The organism is Arthrobacter sp. zg-Y40 (genome assembly GCF_020731535.1).
In the GTDB taxonomy this organism is placed as follows: Bacteria; Actinomycetota; Actinomycetes; order Actinomycetales; family Micrococcaceae; genus Arthrobacter_B.
Genome location: NZ_JAJFZS010000004.1, coordinates 353,247 through 370,775, shown reverse-complemented (window position 1 = coordinate 370,775; position 17,529 = coordinate 353,247). Strand labels below are relative to the sequence as shown.

The window sequence follows — 17,529 nt, the reverse complement described above, 5'->3', positions numbered from 1 at the left end:
CGTGTGGCCCCACCCTGGGCAGCATTAACTGCACTATGGACAGCCTGGGCGGGCACTTGGCGGGCCGCCGCGGCGGATTCCCTGCAGTTTGGGAAATCCCTCCAGTTTGGGCATTTCCTGCCACTGCGCAGCGCAGGGATTTCCCAAACCGGTCGATTTTTCCCATCCCGGAGCTTTTAACCTGCCTGACGGCCCCAGACAACCCCACCCACCCGTCCTGGGTTGTTGCCGAAGGACAACTTTTGCCCGTGCGAACTAATTGGCGGCTCTGCGGACCAATATCTGCCTGCGGGGAAGCGCGCCGATTACGCGAGTACCTACGCTTTCAGGGTCATCCTCTCCTGGATGCCCTCCTTTACTCAGGAAGCAGGGAATCGCATGAAAAAGACGACAGCAGGCCTCACTTTTACGGCCATCACCGGGTTCGGGCTCCTCACCGCCGGACCGGCGCTGGCAGACGGCCCCGGCGGCGGCGATCACCGGCCGCCGCCCACGGCCCCCTATGTCAACTGTGACGAGGCAGCCGCGGAGGGCGTCTACAACATCCCGGCCGACCACCCCCGCTATGGCCCACATTTGGACAATGACGGGGACGGCATCGGCTGCGAGGATTCCACCAAGCCGATGGCCCAGGTACCCATGAAACAGGGACATTTGGATGCGGACGGCACTTGGATGGATGCGCAGGTCGGCCAGATGCCGGCAGGCGGGGCCAACACCGGCATCACCCAGGAGCCCGAGGAATCCAATGCCGGAATCCTTGCCCTGAGCGGTGGCCTGGTCCTGGCTGCGGCCGCCGGCGGAACCTACGTGGTGCGCCGCCGTCGTACGGCGGGCTGAGCTCCGCACAACATCAACCGCAACACGACAGGACATCCCATGGCACATGCATCCGGCACTGGGGACGGACAGACATGACCAGCACCGTTAGGGGCGGCCGCCGCAGGGGCCTGCGGGCAACTGCGGCGGCTGCCGTCCTGCTTCCGGCAATGGTCCTTGCCGGGGGATGCGCCGCGAACTCGGACCCTAAGGGTGGGGTTCCCCTGCTGGCTCCGTCGCCGGCGGCCACGGCACAGGTGTCGTCGCTGCCCGCGGCCCCCACAACGTCCGCCGAACCCGCCGCACCCCCACTGCCTGAGTCCACGCCGGTGTCGCTGACTATCCCCTCGATCGGCGCCCAGTCGAAAGTGATCCGGCTTGGCCTCGATGCCCAGGGCGCGCTGGAAGTGCCGCCGGGAGACCCCGGGTCGCCCGCAGGATGGTACGAACACTCCCCCACCCCGGGTGGGCTCGGCCCTGCCGTGTTGCTGGGCCATGTCAACGCCGAGGGCGGCGGACCCGGAATATTCGCGGACCTGCGCCGGCTGGCCGCCGGGGACCGGATCGAAGTTGCCCGCGAAGACGGCAGCACGGCTGTATTCACGGTGCAGGCAGCGGAGCAATACGCGAAGGACAATTTCCCAACGCTGAAGGTCTACGGAAACACGGCAGGCCCTGAACTGCGCCTGATCACCTGCGACGGTTACGATCCGGAAACCGGAAAGTTTGACGACAATTACGTGGTCTACGCCGTGCTGGCACCGGTAGACGTGCAGTAACCCTAGGACGGTGACCGGGCGGATTACCCCGAATCCGGCCGGACCGGCTGGCGCAGCACCGTCCGCAGTTTCGCCGGGGCGGTGCGCCGGGGATCGTTCAGGTAGACCTCGTGGTGATCGCCGTTGAACGCCAGATCATGTTCCGGCATCCAGGCATCGTGCAGCCGCGCCAGGACCGGCGCCTCGTCGTCGTAGGGGCCTACAAAAAGGATCTGCGCGGACAGCCCTTCATCGAGGGGCAGCAGCCGCACCCGGTCGATGCCGGGCGGATCCTTTTTCGCGGCCACCGCGGCCACCGCCTGTTCCACCATCCCGGCGGTGATCCATTCCGGCTGGGCAATCAATGCGGTCCAGTCCCACGAATCCTTGTCCCCGGCAGTGAACGCGCTCATGTCCGCCGCCCGCCATAGCGCTTCGAGCGGCGGCACCGTGAAGTCCTGCTCCAGCTCGTTCTTGGACCGGAACTTCACTGCGTACGCGACGGGATAGAGGCACTCCAGGGCCTGGGCGTATTCGGGCGAGGTATTCGGGTTCCCGTGTCCATCCACGGCCAGGTACTGCAGGTGCGGCACCTGCACCAGGGCGAAGTCCCGCCGGCCGGGCGAGTACAGCTCCGGGTAGGACTTCCGGAAGTCGAACTTATCCATGCCCGCACCGGCCTTTCGCGTCGGGTCCAGCCTACGCACCGTCCCCGGCGGTGCACTACACCCCTACTACCCGGCTGATGCCCGCGGGAACAACCTGTGCCGGGGACTGCAGATCCACCCGCCGTACCCGGCACTGCGTACACCGGACATAGAGGAGGACGCCGGCGGATACCTGGTGGCGGGATTCCGTTATCCAGGAATGTTCGTGGCTGACGCCAACTACTTGGAGATCGTGGTTCGAGACCGGACTGATATGCATGGACTCAACAATGCTGTAATGGCCTTATGCATCTCAACCCTTACGGCGAGTACGCCGTGCTGCTGGCCGCGTCGCTGGCGAACAACTGGCCGGGCAACCGGGACGCCCTGGTGGAGCGGACGTTGGAGGCCGGTATGACCATGACCTTCCCCGCCCGCCCGGACGATCTTGCGCGCACCCGCACCTTCATTGACGAGTGGCTGGCAGTGGTGGACACACCTGCTCCGGAGCAGCGGGCGGCACTGCTGAACGCGCAGATGGCCGACGCCGCGGCCTACCCTCGGCTTACGAATCACGACGGCGAAGGCTGGCACCTGCACTACCGCGACAATGACGAATCCCTGCCGTCGGTACTGCGCGCCATCATCAGCGTCGGAACTTCCCTGCATCTGGTCACCCGCGGCATGCACCGGCTCGGACGGTGCGCCGCGGAGCCGTGCCGAGCGGTGGTTGTGGACGTCACCCGCAACGGCCGGCAGCGGTATTGCTCGGTCCGCTGTGCCAACCGGGCGGCGGTCCGCCGGCACCGTTCCCGCCCCCAAGCCGGATAGGGATGGGCAGGCGGGCACAAAAAACCGGCGGCCCCTGCCTCAGGGACCGCCGGTTTTCCAGCAGGAACGGCTAGAGGGCCTGGCCTTCAATGGCTGCCTTGGCCTGCGGATCGGAATCGTCGAGGAACTTGCGGATCCGGTCCACTTCCTCGGTCTCGCCGATGGCTGCTGCGGCGCGGCCGAGGGCGTACAGCGAGCGCAGGAAACCGCGGTTGGGGACATGCGACCACGGGATGGGGCCGATGCCGCGCCAGCCGGCACGGCGCAGGGAGTCCAGTCCGCGGTGGTAGCCCACCCGGGCGTAGGCGTAGGACTCGACGTTCCGGCCCTCCTCGAACGCCTCGTCGGCCAGCGCAGCCCACACCTGAGAGGAGGTGGGGTACTTGGCGGCAAGGTCCACCGGTTCGTCGCCTGCTTCCAGGCGGGCGACGACGTCGGTCTCCTCAGGCAGGTACGTGGCGTCGGGGCCGAGCAGGTTCTTGCGGAATTCGTCTGACATTAGAGCGCCTTGCCTGCCGATCCGAGGTTCTGCGCGGCTTCGACCACGCGTGCGGCCATGCCCTTTTCGGCGGAGGCACCCCAAACACGCGGGTCGTACTGCTTCTTGTTGCCCACTTCGCCGTCCACCTTCAGGACGCCGTCGTAGTTCCGCAGCATGTGGTCGGCCACCGGGCGGGTGTACGCGTACTGGGTGTCGGTGTCGATGTTCATCTTCACGACGCCGTAGGAGACGGCGTCGGCGATCTCCTGGGCGGAGGAGCCGGAGCCGCCGTGGAAGACCAGGTCAAAGGGCCGGTCCTTGCCGAGGGATTCGCCGACTGCGTCCTGGATCTCCTTGAGGATCTCCGGGCGCAGCTTCACGCCGCCGGGCTTGTACACGCCGTGCACATTGCCGAAGGTCAGGGCCGTGAGGTAGCGGCCCTTGCTGCCGTCGCCGAGGGCTTCGATGGTGGCCATGCCGTCCGCCACGGTGGTGTAGAGCTTTTCGTTGATGGCGTTTTCCACGCCGTCCTCTTCACCGCCCACAGTGCCGATTTCCACTTCGAGGATGATCTTCGCGGCAGCGGTGCGCGCCAGCAGTTCCTGCCCAATGCGCAGGTTGTCGTCCAGGGTTTCGGCGGAACCATCCCACATGTGCGAGTTGAAGATGGGGTCCTCGCCGCGCTTCACCGCAGCTTCGGACGCGGCCAGCAGCGGCAGGACGAAATCTTCGAGCTTGTCCTTGGGGCAGTGGTCGGTGTGCAGTGCAACGTTCACGTTGTAGCTCTTGGCTACTTCCTTGGCGTACGCCGCAAACGCGAGGGAACCGGCAACCATGTTCTTCACGGTGGCGCCGGACCAGTAGGCCGAGCCGCCGGTGGAGACCTGGACAATGCCGTCCGAGCCGGCCTCGGCGAACCCGGCCAGGGCTGCGTTCAGGGTCTGCGAGGAGGTGACGTTGACTGCCGGGTAAGCGAACCCTCCTGCCTTGGCACGGTCGATCATCTCGGCGTAAATCTCCGGGGTTGCAATAGGCATGCTGACTCCAAGTGTCGTGTGGCAGGGCCTGGCGCCCTCTCTGGCTTCCTACATCCTAGCCACAAGTACCCGCGCGGCATCAGGTGCGCCCGGCGGATAACCGCGGCCGGTTTACCTACCCGCCCGCTCCCGGGTTAGCCGGCCTTCTGGCCGAAAACGTGGCGGCGGATCCAGCTGTGCATGGCGATGGCCGCGGCCGAGCCGGCGTTGATGGACCGGGTGGAACCGAACTGGGCAATGGACAGGGTGGCGTCTGCGGCGGCGTGGACCTCGGGGCTCAGGCCCGGGCCTTCCTGCCCGAACACCAGGACGCAGTTTTCCGGCAGCTCATAGGTTTCCAGCGGCACGGAATCGGGAAAATTGTCGATCCCGATGATGTGCAGGCCTTCGCCGTGCGCCCAGGCGACAAAGTCCTCGACCGTGGGGTGGTTGCGGATGTGCTGGTAGCGGTCGGTGACCATGGCGCCGCGGCGGTTCCACCGGCGTCGTCCGATGATGTGCACTTCCTTGGCCATAAACGCGTTGGCGGTGCGGACAACTGTGCCGATGTTGAAGTCGTGCTGCCAGTTTTCGATGGCCACATGGAAGGGATGCCGTTTGGTGTCCAGGTCCGCCACGATCGCGTCATGTTTCCAGTACCGGTATTCGTCCACCACGTTGCGGGCATCGCCGTTCGCCAGCAGTTCCGGATCCCAGTGCTCCCCTTCGGGCAGCGGCCCTTCCCAAGGGCCTACACCCACCTGGTGCATTGGGGCGGCGGTTGCATCCGTGGCGTCATCAAGGGGTTCCCGGGGGCTGCTGTCTATCACCCTTCCAGCCTAAGGTGAAAGACTGGCTGTGCCCGCCGCAGCGTGCCCGTCACGGGCCGGTTGTAGGCGGGGCCACCTAGGCAATGAAGCGAGAAATGGGAGACCGTGGGCGAAAACGAGAACATTGAGTGCTGGCTGACGGACATGGACGGTGTCCTGGTCCACGAAAACCATCCGATTCCGGGCGCCGCGGAGCTCATTGAGCGCTGGGTCGCAACGAGCAAGCGGTTCCTGGTGCTAACCAACAACTCCATCTACACGCCCCGGGACCTGGCCGCACGGCTGCGCGCCTCGGGCCTGGAGGTCCCGGAGGAGAACCTGTGGACCTCCGCCCTGGCTACAGCGGAGTTCCTCAAGGACCAGGTCAAGAACTCCGGCGCCCCGGGCCGCTGCTTTGTGGTGGGCGAGGCCGGGCTGACGACGGCGCTGCACGAGGCGGGCATGATCCTCACGGACACGAACCCGGACTATGTGGTGCTGGGCGAGACCCGCACCTACTCCTTCGGCACCATCACCAAGGCCATCCGGCTGATCCTGGGCGGCGCCCGGTTCATCGCCACGAACCCGGATGTCACGGGCCCTTCGCAGGAAGGCGTCCTGCCGGCCACCGGTGCCATCGCGGCGCTGATTACCGCGGCCACCAAGATGGAGCCCTACATTGTGGGCAAACCCAACCCCATGATGTTCCGTTCCGCCATGCGCAAGATTGACGCGCACTCGGAGACCACCGCCATGATCGGCGACCGGATGGACACCGACATTGTGGCCGGCATCGAAGCGGGCCTGCACACGGTGCTGGTGCTCAGCGGCATTACCCAGCGCGAGGACATCAACCGGTACCCGTTCCGGCCCACGCAGATCATGAACTCGGTATCGGACCTGATCAACACCATCTGACCCGACCGGCCCGGTTACTCCACCGGCCGGACACCGCCGGAGGGGGCCGGCTCGTAAAGCCGCAATACCTGCAGCAGGACCTCTTCGTAGATCTCCGGGTTCCACTGCGGGCTGGCATGTGCGGGGCGGGCCCCTTCGGTCACCGGGGCACCGGGCAGCAGGTTCGAACCGAAGGCGTCCGTCCAGCCCGCCCGGGCCGACGCGTAATTCACGGTTTCATCCCGCGGATTCCCGATGAACGCGGCCTTGGTGCCGGCGAGCGCCGCCGTGAAGCGTGCGGCGCTGAAGTGGTAGATGAACGAGGCCTGGGACTGGATGAGGGTGCTGGAAGGGGCCAGCGGTGAGAGCTGGGCCAGTGTCTGTTCACCGATGGTCCGCCAGGACCGCTCGTCTTTGTGCACCAGGCGCTCGCCCAGTTCGTAGCCGCCGCGCAGTCCCAGCGGCACCCGGTAGCCGGCGTCGTACAGGAACACCGCTCCCTCGAACATGGCCCGGTCCAGGACGTCCTTCTTCCCGGACGGGCTGGAGTCCAGGATGATCAGTTCGACGGCGACGCCGCGCTCGCGCAGGCCGGCCGCCACCTGCACGGCCACCATCCCGCCGAAGCTGTGCCCGTAAAAGTAGATCCGCTCCAGCCGCAGGTCGAGGATGCAGCGGTGGACGGCGTCGAGGATGTCCTGCACCCTCAGGCCCAGGTTCGAGTAGCCCACCGCGGCCAGCTGTCCGCGGGTGGTGAGCGCCGGGCGCAGCGAGCCGAGGATCCAGCGGGTTTCCTCCCAGCTGGTTTTGTACCCCGGGAAAAGGAACCACATGGCCCGGGGAAACCTCCGCTGCGCCTCTTTGTCCGGCACCCGCAGGATTTCCAGTTCCTCGCGGTAGCGCTGGATCCGCGAGGTGACGGCCAGGTCCGTGGCCAGCAGCAGTCCGGCGGCGGAACCGGCCAGGAACCGGCGGCGGGAAATCCGGTGCAGGTCTGAGACCTTGCGGAGGAATGCTCCCGGGTCGCCGGGCGTCCCAGGGGCGGGCAGCATTTCCGGGTCCCGGACGCTCTCCGGTTCCGGGTCGCCGCTGCCGCGCCGGTTGCCGCGGCTACTCGAGGCCGAGTTCATCCTTGCCGAACGCAAACAGGTACGGCACCCCGGCCTCGGCCTCGATGCGTTCCTTGGCGCCGGTATCCCGGTCCACAATCACGGCCACGGCCACCACGTTGCCGCCGGCCTTCCGCACACCCTCGACGGCGGTCAGGGCCGAGCCGCCGGTGGTGGAGGTGTCCTCAAGGACCACCACGTTGCGTCCGGCGACGTCGGGGCCTTCCACCTGGCGGCCCATGCCGTAGGACTTCTGCGCCTTGCGCACCACAAAGGCGTCCACGGGGCGGCCGGTGCGGGCGGCGGCGCTCATCAGCGCGGTGGCCACCGGATCGGCACCCATGGTCAGGCCGCCGGCGTTTGTGAACTCGATTCCTGCGCTGTCCAGCAGTTCCAGCATCACCTCGCCCACCAGGGCGGATGCTTCGTGCTGCAGCGTGACTCGGCGCAGGTCTATGTAGTAATCGGCCTCTGCGCCGGAGGACAGCACCACCTTGCCGCGGACCACCGCCAACTCCTGGATCAGGTCCAGCAGACGGGTACGGGCGGGCGCAATGGCGGGCGATGTCATGCCTTAATCCTAGCCATGGCCGTGCCGCGCACGGATGTTTGTGCATCTTTGCGACGGCGCGGCGGACCAACTCGCGCCGGCCGTTGCCCGGGCAGGGCGCCGGTGACGGATATAGGCTGAGGTCCATGCGGAAACTACAAGAGGAAATCATTGCCGAATTGGGAGTTCAGCCCACTATTGATGCGGCCGCGGAAATCCGGCGCCGGGTGGACTTCCTCAAAGAATATCTGCACGCCTCGCACACCAAGGGCTACGTTCTGGGCATCAGCGGCGGCGTGGATTCCACGCTCGCCGGCAAGCTGGCCCAGATGGCCGTGGATGAGCTGAAGGCCGAAGGTACCGAGGCAACGTTCATTGCCCTGCGCCTGCCGTACAAGGTCCAGCACGATGAAGACGACGCCCAGGCTGCGCTGAAGTTCATTGCCCCCGACCAGTCCCTGGTCTACAACGTGGGCCCGGCAGTGGACGGTTTCGAAGACGAGTACGTCAAGATGACCGGCGAGAAGATCACCGACTTCAACAAGGGCAACATCAAGGCCCGGGTGCGCATGACCGCGCAGTACGCCGTGGCAGGCCAGCACAACCTGCTGGTGATCGGCACGGACCACGGCGCCGAATCCGTTACCGGTTTCTTCACCAAGTTCGGCGACGGCGGCGCGGACCTGCTGCCCCTTTCCGGCCTGGACAAGCGGCAGAACCGTGCACTGCTGACCGAGCTGGGAGCCCCGGAGAAGCTGGTTGCCAAGGCCCCCACCGCCGATCTGCTCGATGACAAGCCCGGGCAGACGGACGAGACGGAGCTGGGCCTGAGCTACGACACCATCGACGGCTATCTGGAGGGCGAGGACACCCCCGCCGACGCGGCGGAAAAGATCGAGGCCCGCTTCGTGATGACCCGGCACAAGCGCACCATCCCGGTCACGGTGCACGACACCTGGTGGAAGTAACACCTGACCCTGCCTGTGCTGCACCGCACTGCGCCGCGCATCCGGCCCCGCCGGGCCCGCGGCGCAGTGTGGGAGCGGGCCGGATTGGGTAACGTAGCAGTGTGAAGATTGCTACCTGGAACGTAAACTCCATCCGCGCCCGAGCCGACCGCATTGAGGCCTGGCTGCAGCGCTCCGACGTCGATGTCCTGGCCATTCAGGAGACCAAGGCGAAGGACGAGAACTTCCCCTGGGAACTGTTCGAGAAGAACGGCTACGAAGTGGCGCACTTCGGCCTGAGCCAGTGGAACGGCGTGGCCATTGCCTCCCGCGTGGGCCTCGACGACGTCGAACGAACCTTCCCCGACCAGCCGCACTTCGGCAAGACCGCGGAGACCACCGTGGCCGAAGCCCGTGCCATCGGTGCGACCTGCGGCGGAGTGCGCGTGTGGAGCCTGTACGTTCCCAACGGCCGGGCGGTGGAGGATCCGCACATGCCGTACAAGCTGGAATGGCTGAAGACCCTCAAGAACCATGCCGCCGAGTGGATCACCAAGGATCCGTCCCTGGAACTGGCCCTGATGGGTGACTGGAACATCGCCCCGGAGGACGACGACGTGTGGGACATCGACTGGTTCCGCGCCCAGAACGCCACCCACATCACCGATCCCGAACGGCAGGCCTTCAAGGACTTCCTCGACGCCGGCTTCACCGACGTGGTCCGTCCCTTCCACCCCGGGCCCGGCGTCTACACCTACTGGGACTACACCCAGCTGCGTTTCCCCAAGAAGCAGGGCATGCGCATCGACTTTGTCCTGGGCTCCCCCGCCCTGGCGAAGCGGGTCACCGGCGCGGTGATCGACCGGGAGGAACGCAAGGGCAAGGGCGCCTCGGACCACGCTCCCGTGATTGTGGAACTGGACTAGCCGTGGCGCGGCATCCCTCGCTGTACCGGACCTTCCCCTTCGTCTCTTACCTGCGCGTCTACGAGCCGCTGGATGCCTTCGATGACACCCAGCAGCTGGCCATCATGGAGCAGCGGGCCCGCGGCCGGCACGAAACCGAGGTCCTGGAGCGCACCGACGCCGTCCGCCGCCTGGTACGCGTGGTTTCTGATCCGTTTCCGCACAACGCCACGGACCTGGTCCGGGTGCTGCACTACCCCGCGCAGGAGGGGGTGACCAACCGCCTTTACTGCCCCAACCAGCTGGCGGTGCGCACTTCCCTGGCCGCTGAATCCCTGGGCGAGTCCATCCGCGGACCGCTGGTGGACGTGCTGGTGCCCGAGGTGGCCCGCGAAGCCCACGCAGCGCGGCTGGATCCGGATTCCTTTGCCGATTCGCTGGCCAAGCTGCACACCCGCTCCGCTACCTGGGGTGTGCCGTTCGGCTGGTTTGTGCTGCTGCACGAGGAGGACCACACCGAAGTGGTGGAGGACGACGGCCATGTGCAGACCGTGCGGCTGTCCGCACCGGTGCTGCAGTGCATCGAACGGGCCCGGGCGGCTTCGGCGTCGCTGTCCATGGCCGCGCCGGAACTGGACCTGCTGGATGAACTGGCGGAACTGATCGCCTGGCTGGAGGTCTTCGATCCGGACGCCGTGCTGGAGCTTGACTACGGACCGGTGGCGGACCTGGTGTTCCCCGACGATTCCCCCTCGGACGTCCGGCTGGGCATCGAGTCCCTGGCCGACGGCGATATGACCGGCGCGGCTGCGGCCTACCGCCGCCTCGCCTCCCGCTGGATTCCCATCCGGCAGCTGGCCCGGGCCTCCTAGCGGCGGGCGGCTGGCCGCCCTAGCGGACCCGGTCCTCCCGGCCCAGGCGGATCCGCCGGCCCGCTTCCAGACTCAGCAGGACCGGTGTTTCATGACCCAGGGCCAGGTCCAGGCTTTCCACCAAAGCGGTGGCATCAGCGGCAATCAGGTGCGGTGCCGCCCCCTGGCGCGGGGTGATCCGCACCCGCAGGGCACTGCGTCCCCTCACCCGGTAGGTGCTCACTGCGGAACCCGCGACATCCGGGTCCTGCTGCAGCGCGTTGCGCAGCGCCTGCTCAGCCACGCCGCCGCTGATCGCCACCCGCCCGGGGGCGCCGTCGTCGTCGTATTCGGAGACCAGCGTGTCCGTGCGGCCGCCGCCCTGGGCAGCCATCCACAGCACCATCAGCACTATGCCCACAAAGGACAGCACTGCGGCGGCCACCCAGATCCAGCTGGCACCGCTGCCGGGCATGACCGTGGATGAGAAGGCGGCGGCTCCTTCTGTGCCCGCCCGGGCGGCGAAGCTGTGCCAGGCACGGGCAGCGGCCGGCCAGGCGGAAATCAGGGCCAACCCGCCGCCGACACCCATCAGCAGCAGGCCCAGCAGTGCGAGCAGGAAACGGTTCAGGGCCCGCGGTGTGGCGTTCACTGTCCGATCACCCCGGACGAGGCAACCTGCACGCGTACAGCCGGCTGCGGGTTCAACTTGGTCAACTGCAGTTCCTCCTCCACAGCGGCCCGGACGGCCTCGGGGTCAACAGGGGTACCCGACGTCGGCCGGATCTGCACATCCACCGCCATGCGGCCCACGGTGACCAGCACCTGCTGCGGCGTGACGCCGGCACTGGTGCGGGCGCAGCGGGCCAGGGACGCGGCCAGGACTTCGCCGTCCACCACGACGGCGGCACGCGGGTTGGGCAGCGCGTAGCGGGCACGCCATCCCGGCAGCACCGCCTGCAGGAAAAAGAGCAGGCCGGCAAGGAAGATCAGCCCGCCGGACAAGCCGAGGATCAGCGGGTCAGAGCGGGCGGGCAGGTTCGCCAGCCAGCGCCAGAAGGTGGGCGGGTCGATCAGCCAGGCGTCCTGCCCCAGGGCCTGAAGCACGGTTTCCAGCAGGACATAGGCGAAAAAGAGGATGCCGATGGCTGCCGCGGTCACCGCTGCCGGCGTGCGGGCGGAGTGGGTCTCGCGTTTGACGATCCGGTCCGTCAGTTCAACGTCGGCGCGCTTCACCGCACCCGCCTGCCTTCGGCTGGGAGGGCGCCGGTGATCCGGATATCCACGCGGGACAGCCGTGATCCGGTGAGCTCGGCCACGCGCTGCAGCAGCACCGGCTTGGCGGCGTGCGCCCGCTGCCATACCGTGCCGCCGGCAAGCTCCAGCATGGCCGGCGTCAGGGTATTGAGCGGCGGCAGCGCAATGGGCAGGGATAGGGACAGTGCCAGCAGTCCCTGGTCATCTCTCCACAGCACCCGAATCTGCTGCGCCGGCACACCGAAGTATTCCGCCGCGGCGGCCTTTGCCGTGCTGGTCAGTGCCTGGGTGCTGATCCGGTTGTGCCCGGCGAGGACGGCTCCGGTGTCCAGCGCCGGCGGTGCGGACATAACAGTGCTGCTCACGAAGAGGAGCGGCGGCCGGTCAGGGCGTCCGAAACGCTGCGGAAATCAATCTTGCCCTCCGCTGCGCGGCCGAGCAGCGCGCCGAGGGCAATAAACAGGGCGGTCAGCAGAAAGCCCCAGAAGTCGAATATCAGCGCCGCGAAAGCCAATACGGCGCCCGTTGCCATGCCCACCACAGTTGCTTTCATTTGCCTGCCTCATAACCTGCGTCTAACGGCCAAACGGCCTGGTGCGTCCTTTCGAGGAACGTGCTTTTGACCCTATACCGCTTTGGCGCCGGCCACCGGTTTGGCGGCAGCCTCAGCATTGTCAGTGGGCAGGTGGACATCCGTGATGTCCACGTTCACCTCCACCACGCGCAGCCCCACCAGTTGCTCCACGGATCCGTAGACCGCTGCGCGGACATTGTTGGCCACGGTGGTCAGCGCGTTTCCGTACACGGCAACCAGGGCAATATCCACGGCCACCTCCCGTTCCCCGACCTCCACGTGAACGCCCTGCGTGGCGCTGGAGGCACCGACGGCGTCACGCACGGCACCCAGTGCCCGCCCGGTCGGGTTGCCCAGGGCGAATACGCCGGGCACTGCGCGGGCGGCGATGGCGGCGACCTTTGCCACTGCCTGCTCGCTGATGGCGGTGCGGCCGACGACGACGGCGGCATCAGTGGCGCCGGCGGGGTCAGCAGACGGTGTGGCCGGGGCTGCGTGTGCCGGGGAAACGGGGGTAGTTGCCGGTGATGTGTTGCGAAGCTCATCCATGGCTTCAGCGTATCCCGGGGGCCGGACCTTTGTGCAGGGCGCGTGGCGCGCATGCGGGGAACGGGAATTCCCACGCTTCGGTACCAGAGGGGCCAATGTGACCCCACGGGTAACAGCAGTCCCACAGCGTGGGAAGTTTGGAGCAGCCGCGCCGGCGCTCTCCGAATTGGCGGGACGGGACCCCGGACAAAAGGACCCCGGACAAAAGAAAAACCCCGTCCTGCCTCTTGCGAGGCAGCTACGGGGTTTTAGCTGGTGGCTCCGACCGGCGTCGATCCGGTGACCTTTCGATTTTCAGTCGAACGCTCTACCAACTGAGCTACAGAGCCTGGCATCATCAACCGATGATCACCGTGATCTTCCAAATCGCTTCAGAAAATCTGAGCGACCCTGACGGGACTTGAACCCGCGACCTCCGCCGTGACAGGGCGGCGCGCTAACCAGCTGCGCTACAGGGCCTTGCTTTTCACGAGTGTAAACTCTACCAGATTATTTCCAGCGGATTTACCACTCCTGAGTACCCCCAACGGGATTCGAACCCGTGCCGCCGCCGTGAAAGGGCGGTGTCCTAGGCCGCTAGACGATGGGGGCCAACAGAACACACATTGCTTGAAGCGGCTGGAGAACCAGTCGTTTCGCGCCGTTGTGGACTCTAAAACTATAGGTCTATTTTCCGGAATATCCAAAACGGCTGAGGTGAGGCGTGCGCCACTACAGTGGAAGGGTGCCAATCGAGATGAACCCGGACGAGTTCGAGGCCTGCGTGGAAGCAGCGCTGGACTCGATCCCGGCGGACCTGTCCTCCGCCATGAACAACGTGGCCGTCTTCATCGAAGACGAGTACGTACCCGGCCCGCACGAGGACCCGGACACCGAACTGCTCGGCGTCTATGAGGGCACGCCGCTGACCGAGCGCGACTCGTGGTGGGATGCCGGTTCCCTGCCGGACCGCATTGTGGTGTTCCGGGGTCCGCTGCTGCGGATGTGCTCCAGCCGGGAGGAAGTAGTGGACGAAGTGCGCATCACCGTGATCCACGAGGTAGCCCACCACTTCGGGATCGACGACGAACGCCTGCACGAATTGGGTTGGGGCTAGCCTTAAAGCATGAGCGCCCCCACCGGCCACACGCATTCGCACGGCCTCGGCTCCGGAACCGCCACCGGAAAGCACCGCCGCCGCCTGCTGACCGTTTTCATCATCACCATGTCCGTGGTGCTGATCCAGGCTGCCGGCGCCCTGCTGTCCGGTTCACTGGCGCTGCTGGCCGACGCCGGGCACATGCTGTCCGACGCCGCCGGGGTGTCCATTGCCCTGCTGGCCGCCTGGATTGCCGGGCGGCCGGCCACGGCCCGGCGCACCTACGGCTACCAGCGGGCCGAAGTCCTGGCCGCGCTGGCCAACGCCGTGCTGCTGATTGTGATTGCCGCAGTCATTTTCATCGAGGCGGTACGCCGGTTGGGAAGCGACCCCGCGGATGTCCACACCGGGCTGATGCTGGCTGCGGCTGTAGTGGGCGGGCTGGCAAACCTGGCGTCCCTGCTGGTGCTGCACTCGGGACGGAAGGAGTCCCTGAATGTGCGGGGCGCCTATCTGGAGGTGCTCGGCGACCTCCTGGGCTCGGCCGCAGTGGTGGTTTCCGCCGTCGTGATTATGGCCACCGGCTACCAGCGGGCGGACGCCTGGGCCTCGATCCTGATTGCCCTGATGATCCTGCCCCGCGCCTGGTCGCTGCTGCGCGAAGTCATTGACGTCCTCCTTGAGGCGACCCCGGAAGGGGTGGAAGTGGCACTGATCCGCGACCACATAGTGTCGGTGGACGGGGTGGCCGACGCGCACGATATCCATATCTGGACCATCACGTCCGGGGTGCCGGTATTCTCCGCGCATGTGGTGGTCGAGGATGAGCATCTGACGTCGGAGGGCATGGACCGGGTCCTGGACCGGCTTACCCGGTGCCTGAGCAGCCATTTCGACACCGAGCACTGCACCTTCCAGCTGGAGCCGGCCAGCCACGCCGTGCACGAGGGCCAGCAGCACGCCTAGCGGCCGGCCTTCCCGCAGGGAACCCCGCAGCCGGGGCTACTCCATCACCATGGGTCCGAAATTGGGGCGGTCCAGCAGGCGGGGGTCCTCATGGTCCGGCACCACCATCATGGGCCCCTTGGCATGGTGCAGCACGCTCTGGCTGGTGGACCCGAGCAGCATGCCGGCAAAACCGCCGCGTCCGCGGGTACCCATCACCAGCAGTTCCACCTTGGCGGTGCGCTCCACCAGGATTTCCGGCGGTGTGCCGTCCACCAGCTCAACGCTCATTTCCAGGTTCGGGAAGTGGCTCTGCAGCCAGTCCTTCCCGGCGTCGAGCTGCTCCCGCAGCTCTGCGTGCAGGGCCTCGATGTCCAGCGGCGCAGGCACCCACGCCAGCGAACCGGTGAACGGGGGAAGCGCGCACAGGATGCGCAGCGGCAGGCCCATGCCCTGCGCCTGTTCCGCGGCCACCAGCGAAGCTGCCCGGCCCTGTTCGGAACCGTCCACTCCCACCACCACGGCTTGGTGCACCGCACCGGGATCGGGTGAGTTGGCCGGGGGCCGCACCCCGGAGTCCGGCAGCCGCCCGGCGGTGCGCAGCGGGACCACTACGGTGGGGCACTTTGCGTGTGCGGGCAGGGCGCTGGAAACGGATCCGAGCAGGCGCCCGACAAATCCGCCGCGGCCCCGGGAACCAACCACCATCAGGTCGGCGTCTTCGGACAGTTCCAGCAGCACGGCGGCCGCGTCCCCGGTCTCCACCCGCGGGATCACTTCCACGCCGTAGTGGCTGATGCGCTCGACGGCGTCATCCAGGACCTGCTGCGCGCCCTCGCGGATCATCTCGTCATCCACCGTGGTGTACCCGGCGTCCATGGAGGACGCGGCGAAGATGGGCACCGTGTAGGCGGTCACCACGTGCAGCGGGCATCGCCGCCGCCGGGCCTCCCGCGCCGCCCAGAACAGGGCGCAGATGCTCTGATCGGAACCGTCCACACCCACCACAATGCCCGCGGGTCCTTCCGCACCGTTCCCGGCTCCCCAGGTCGAATCAGTCATGTGCTGCTCCTTCCGGTCCCCAACCGGTACACCTTCCGGCTGTCCTTAGCAGTAGCGTACCGCGCACGGGCTCCGGGCTACGCTACCGCTGGCCAGCATCTGCCTATATGGTTCGGCGGCAGGGCGCTGAGGCTCTGGGGGTGGGCTGAGGTTCCGGAACCAGGACTCTCGGAAAGAACCGCCGATGAACATGCCTGACACAGATACCAACGACGACGCCGCGGCGCCGCTCACTGAACTGACCGGCGCCGTCGTCATCGGCTGCGGCCTCAGCGGCATGGCGGTGGCCCGGGAGCTGAGCCGGCAGGGTGTGGACTCCATTGTCATCCATGGTCCGGTGGCGGATGCGGATGCCATCCGTGAAACGTCCGGAGAGCCCGCGGTTTTCCCCGAGCGGGTGGAGCTGGTGCGGCTGCTGCAGGCCTACGCGGCAGGGCACCACCTTGATGTCCGGGAGGATTCCGAGGCCCGGGAGATCAGCCTCGCCTCTCCCGCGGACGGCGTGCTGCCGGCACCGGTGCCGGCCCCCGCCGCGGGGAAATGGGCGGTCCGCACGGGCAGGGAACTGCTCTTGGCGGACTACGTTGTCCTCACCAGCTGCTCCCGGGCCGATCTGCGGAAGCTTTCCCGCGCCGTGGGCGCCGGCTCAGGCCCCGGGGCAGCCACGGCCCTGCGCGGCATTGGCGTGTATTTGGTGGGCGTGGATCCGCTGCCCGTCGGAAGCCTCATCCGCCAGGCCCGGGCAGCGGGCGAAGCGATCGCGGACGCCGCACCGCCTGCTTAGTCCTCGCGCAGCCGCCTGCGGACCACCAGGGCAATCAATACGGCAACGGCAATCAGCACCACTACGGCCGGAACCGCCACAAGCCACGGAGATCCGCCCTCCTCCGGCTGGTTCAGGACCGGGGTCTGCGTCATGCCGGTGGGCCCGGCGGCATTGGTCTGCGCCGTGCCGGTGGGTGAGGCGGAACCGGAACCGGTGTCTGCTCCGGCGGCCACACTGAAAGCGAAGGTCCCCTCAATGGGATGGGCGTCGGAAGACACAACACGCCACTGCACCGTGTAGCTGCCCGCGGGCGCACCGGGCCTCAACTGCTGGGTTGCACTGTTGTCCAGGATCCGCACGTCCCCCTCAGCCCAGTCCATGCCTTCCTCGTCCAGCACCCGCACTTCGGAACCGATGGCGGCAGGGACGTTGGAAAAGGTCAGTTCCACGGACTGCGGCGGAGCGGGAAGCACTGCACCGTCCACGGGGGTGGAGCCCGTCAGTTCATCGTGCGCGGCAGCTGGCGGAGCGGTCAGCAGCAACCCGGCAAACAGCGTCAGTGCTGCAACGGCGGCGGCGGCGCAACCGGACCGGGAAAGGAAACTGCGTGCAAAATTCATCACAGCTTCAGCCTAGCGGCACGGGATCAAAGGGACCGCCATGCGCCCGCGATAAGAT

General features: G+C 67.0%; 23 protein-coding genes and 3 tRNA genes. 10 read left to right on the top strand and 16 right to left on the bottom strand.

Annotated elements, in window-relative coordinates; translation table 11 throughout:
* Positions 1-378: 378 nt before the first annotated feature.
* Together LJ754_RS06775 and LJ754_RS06770 are read left to right on the top strand one after the other, a co-directional pair.
* On the top strand, positions 379-840 hold the full coding sequence (locus LJ754_RS06775; RefSeq protein WP_227926015.1) for an excalibur calcium-binding domain-containing protein: 462 nt from the start codon (positions 379-381) through the stop codon (positions 838-840).
* A 74-nt stretch (positions 841-914) separates the two neighbouring features.
* The gene (locus LJ754_RS06770) at positions 915-1,598 is read left to right on the top strand and encodes a class F sortase (protein ID WP_227926014.1); all 684 of its coding nucleotides are present in this window, start codon (positions 915-917) and stop codon (positions 1,596-1,598) included.
* Positions 1,599-1,621: 23 nt separating this feature from the next.
* Here the strand turns inward: LJ754_RS06770 and LJ754_RS06765 are convergent, their stop codons facing one another.
* Positions 1,622-2,245 carry a GyrI-like domain-containing protein gene (locus LJ754_RS06765; RefSeq protein ID WP_227926013.1) on the bottom strand — a complete coding sequence of 208 codons (624 nt, stop codon included), beginning with the start codon at positions 2,243-2,245 and terminating at the stop codon, positions 1,622-1,624.
* 285 nt (positions 2,246-2,530) lie between these two features.
* Here LJ754_RS06765 and LJ754_RS06760 point away from each other — a divergent pair, with 285 nt between their 5' ends.
* Positions 2,531-3,055: a CGNR zinc finger domain-containing protein gene (locus tag LJ754_RS06760; RefSeq protein ID WP_227926012.1), complete on the top strand. Its 525-nt coding sequence runs from the start codon at positions 2,531-2,533 to the stop codon at positions 3,053-3,055.
* Between the two features lie 70 nt (positions 3,056-3,125).
* On the opposite strand, the gene LJ754_RS06755 is transcribed toward LJ754_RS06760, so the two are convergent.
* From LJ754_RS06755 to LJ754_RS06745, 3 genes are all read right to left on the bottom strand, one after another.
* Positions 3,126-3,554 carry a DUF3151 domain-containing protein gene (locus LJ754_RS06755; RefSeq protein ID WP_227912465.1) on the bottom strand — a complete coding sequence of 143 codons (429 nt, stop codon included), beginning with the start codon at positions 3,552-3,554 and terminating at the stop codon, positions 3,126-3,128.
* A complete protein-coding gene (gene fbaA / locus LJ754_RS06750) occupies positions 3,554-4,573 on the bottom strand; it encodes a class II fructose-bisphosphate aldolase (protein ID WP_227912466.1) in 1,020 nt (339 codons plus the stop codon). Before fbaA ends, LJ754_RS06755 begins: the two co-directional genes overlap by 1 nt.
* A 134-nt stretch (positions 4,574-4,707) precedes the next feature.
* Complete coding sequence (locus LJ754_RS06745) at positions 4,708-5,322, bottom strand: TrmH family RNA methyltransferase (protein ID WP_227912921.1); 615 nt, start codon at positions 5,320-5,322, stop codon at positions 4,708-4,710.
* A 204-nt stretch (positions 5,323-5,526) separates the two neighbouring features.
* Between LJ754_RS06745 and LJ754_RS06740 the strand changes: the two genes are divergently transcribed.
* On the top strand, positions 5,527-6,279 hold the full coding sequence (locus LJ754_RS06740) for an HAD-IIA family hydrolase (protein WP_227912923.1): 753 nt from the start codon (positions 5,527-5,529) through the stop codon (positions 6,277-6,279).
* 14 nt (positions 6,280-6,293) lie between these two features.
* On the opposite strand, the gene LJ754_RS06735 is transcribed toward LJ754_RS06740, so the two are convergent.
* Both LJ754_RS06735 and pyrE read right to left on the bottom strand, forming a co-directional pair.
* Positions 6,294-7,388: an alpha/beta fold hydrolase gene (locus tag LJ754_RS06735; RefSeq protein WP_227926011.1), complete on the bottom strand. Its 1,095-nt coding sequence runs from the start codon at positions 7,386-7,388 to the stop codon at positions 6,294-6,296.
* Entirely contained in the window at positions 7,369-7,938 is a 570-nt protein-coding gene (gene pyrE, locus LJ754_RS06730) for an orotate phosphoribosyltransferase (RefSeq protein ID WP_227926010.1), read from the bottom strand. The genes LJ754_RS06735 and pyrE overlap by 20 nt, the downstream gene beginning before the upstream one ends.
* Before the next feature lie 125 nt (positions 7,939-8,063).
* Here pyrE and nadE point away from each other — a divergent pair, with 125 nt between their 5' ends.
* The 3 genes from nadE to LJ754_RS06715 all read left to right on the top strand — a co-directional run bounded on the left by nadE (position 8,064) and on the right by LJ754_RS06715 (position 10,641).
* Positions 8,064-8,885: an ammonia-dependent NAD(+) synthetase gene (nadE, locus tag LJ754_RS06725; RefSeq protein WP_227926009.1), complete on the top strand. Its 822-nt coding sequence runs from the start codon at positions 8,064-8,066 to the stop codon at positions 8,883-8,885.
* Between the two features lie 101 nt (positions 8,886-8,986).
* Positions 8,987-9,790 (top strand): exodeoxyribonuclease III, encoded by an 804-nt coding sequence (locus tag LJ754_RS06720; protein ID WP_227912475.1) that lies wholly within the window; start codon positions 8,987-8,989, stop codon positions 9,788-9,790.
* A 2-nt stretch (positions 9,791-9,792) separates the two neighbouring features.
* Positions 9,793-10,641: a hypothetical protein gene (locus tag LJ754_RS06715; RefSeq protein ID WP_227926008.1), complete on the top strand. Its 849-nt coding sequence runs from the start codon at positions 9,793-9,795 to the stop codon at positions 10,639-10,641.
* 19 nt (positions 10,642-10,660) lie between these two features.
* Here the strand turns inward: LJ754_RS06715 and LJ754_RS06710 are convergent, their stop codons facing one another.
* From LJ754_RS06710 to LJ754_RS06675, 8 genes are all read right to left on the bottom strand, one after another.
* On the bottom strand, positions 10,661-11,272 hold the full coding sequence (locus LJ754_RS06710) for a hypothetical protein (protein WP_227926007.1): 612 nt from the start codon (positions 11,270-11,272) through the stop codon (positions 10,661-10,663).
* Positions 11,269-11,856, bottom strand: a complete 588-nt coding sequence (locus LJ754_RS06705; protein WP_227926006.1) for a DUF6286 domain-containing protein — start codon at positions 11,854-11,856, stop codon at positions 11,269-11,271. Before LJ754_RS06705 ends, LJ754_RS06710 begins: the two co-directional genes overlap by 4 nt.
* Complete coding sequence (locus tag LJ754_RS06700) at positions 11,853-12,227, bottom strand: hypothetical protein (protein ID WP_227912925.1); 375 nt, start codon at positions 12,225-12,227, stop codon at positions 11,853-11,855. The genes LJ754_RS06705 and LJ754_RS06700 overlap by 4 nt, the downstream gene beginning before the upstream one ends.
* A gap of 11 nt (positions 12,228-12,238) precedes the next feature.
* Positions 12,239-12,430 carry a DUF2273 domain-containing protein gene (locus tag LJ754_RS06695; protein WP_227912479.1) on the bottom strand — a complete coding sequence of 64 codons (192 nt, stop codon included), beginning with the start codon at positions 12,428-12,430 and terminating at the stop codon, positions 12,239-12,241.
* A 72-nt stretch (positions 12,431-12,502) separates the two neighbouring features.
* Positions 12,503-13,000: an Asp23/Gls24 family envelope stress response protein gene (locus LJ754_RS06690; protein WP_227912480.1), complete on the bottom strand. Its 498-nt coding sequence runs from the start codon at positions 12,998-13,000 to the stop codon at positions 12,503-12,505.
* Positions 13,001-13,253: 253 nt separating this feature from the next.
* Positions 13,254-13,329: transfer RNA gene (locus LJ754_RS06685), tRNA-Phe, on the bottom strand.
* Positions 13,330-13,385: 56 nt separating this feature from the next.
* Positions 13,386-13,459: transfer RNA gene (locus LJ754_RS06680), tRNA-Asp, on the bottom strand.
* 59 nt (positions 13,460-13,518) lie between these two features.
* Positions 13,519-13,591: transfer RNA gene (locus tag LJ754_RS06675), tRNA-Glu, on the bottom strand.
* Positions 13,592-13,736: 145 nt separating this feature from the next.
* Here LJ754_RS06675 and LJ754_RS06670 point away from each other — a divergent pair.
* Positions 13,737-14,096, top strand: coding sequence for a metallopeptidase family protein (locus LJ754_RS06670; protein ID WP_227926053.1), 360 nt, complete (start codon positions 13,737-13,739; stop codon positions 14,094-14,096).
* 9 nt (positions 14,097-14,105) lie between these two features.
* A complete protein-coding gene (locus LJ754_RS06665) occupies positions 14,106-15,044 on the top strand; it encodes a cation diffusion facilitator family transporter (protein ID WP_227912481.1) in 939 nt (312 codons plus the stop codon).
* A gap of 36 nt (positions 15,045-15,080) precedes the next feature.
* Here LJ754_RS06665 and LJ754_RS06660 read toward each other — a convergent pair whose 3' ends face one another.
* Complete coding sequence (locus tag LJ754_RS06660; RefSeq protein WP_227912482.1) at positions 15,081-16,085, bottom strand: universal stress protein; 1,005 nt, start codon at positions 16,083-16,085, stop codon at positions 15,081-15,083.
* 190 nt (positions 16,086-16,275) lie between these two features.
* Here LJ754_RS06660 and LJ754_RS06655 point away from each other — a divergent pair, with 190 nt between their 5' ends.
* Entirely contained in the window at positions 16,276-16,869 is a 594-nt protein-coding gene (locus LJ754_RS06655; RefSeq protein ID WP_227912483.1) for an FAD-binding protein, read from the top strand.
* Here LJ754_RS06655 and LJ754_RS06650 read toward each other — a convergent pair.
* Positions 16,866-17,471, bottom strand: a complete 606-nt coding sequence (locus LJ754_RS06650) for a copper resistance CopC family protein (RefSeq protein WP_227912929.1) — start codon at positions 17,469-17,471, stop codon at positions 16,866-16,868. The genes LJ754_RS06655 and LJ754_RS06650 overlap by 4 nt on opposite strands.
* Between the last annotated feature and the right edge of the window lie 58 nt (positions 17,472-17,529).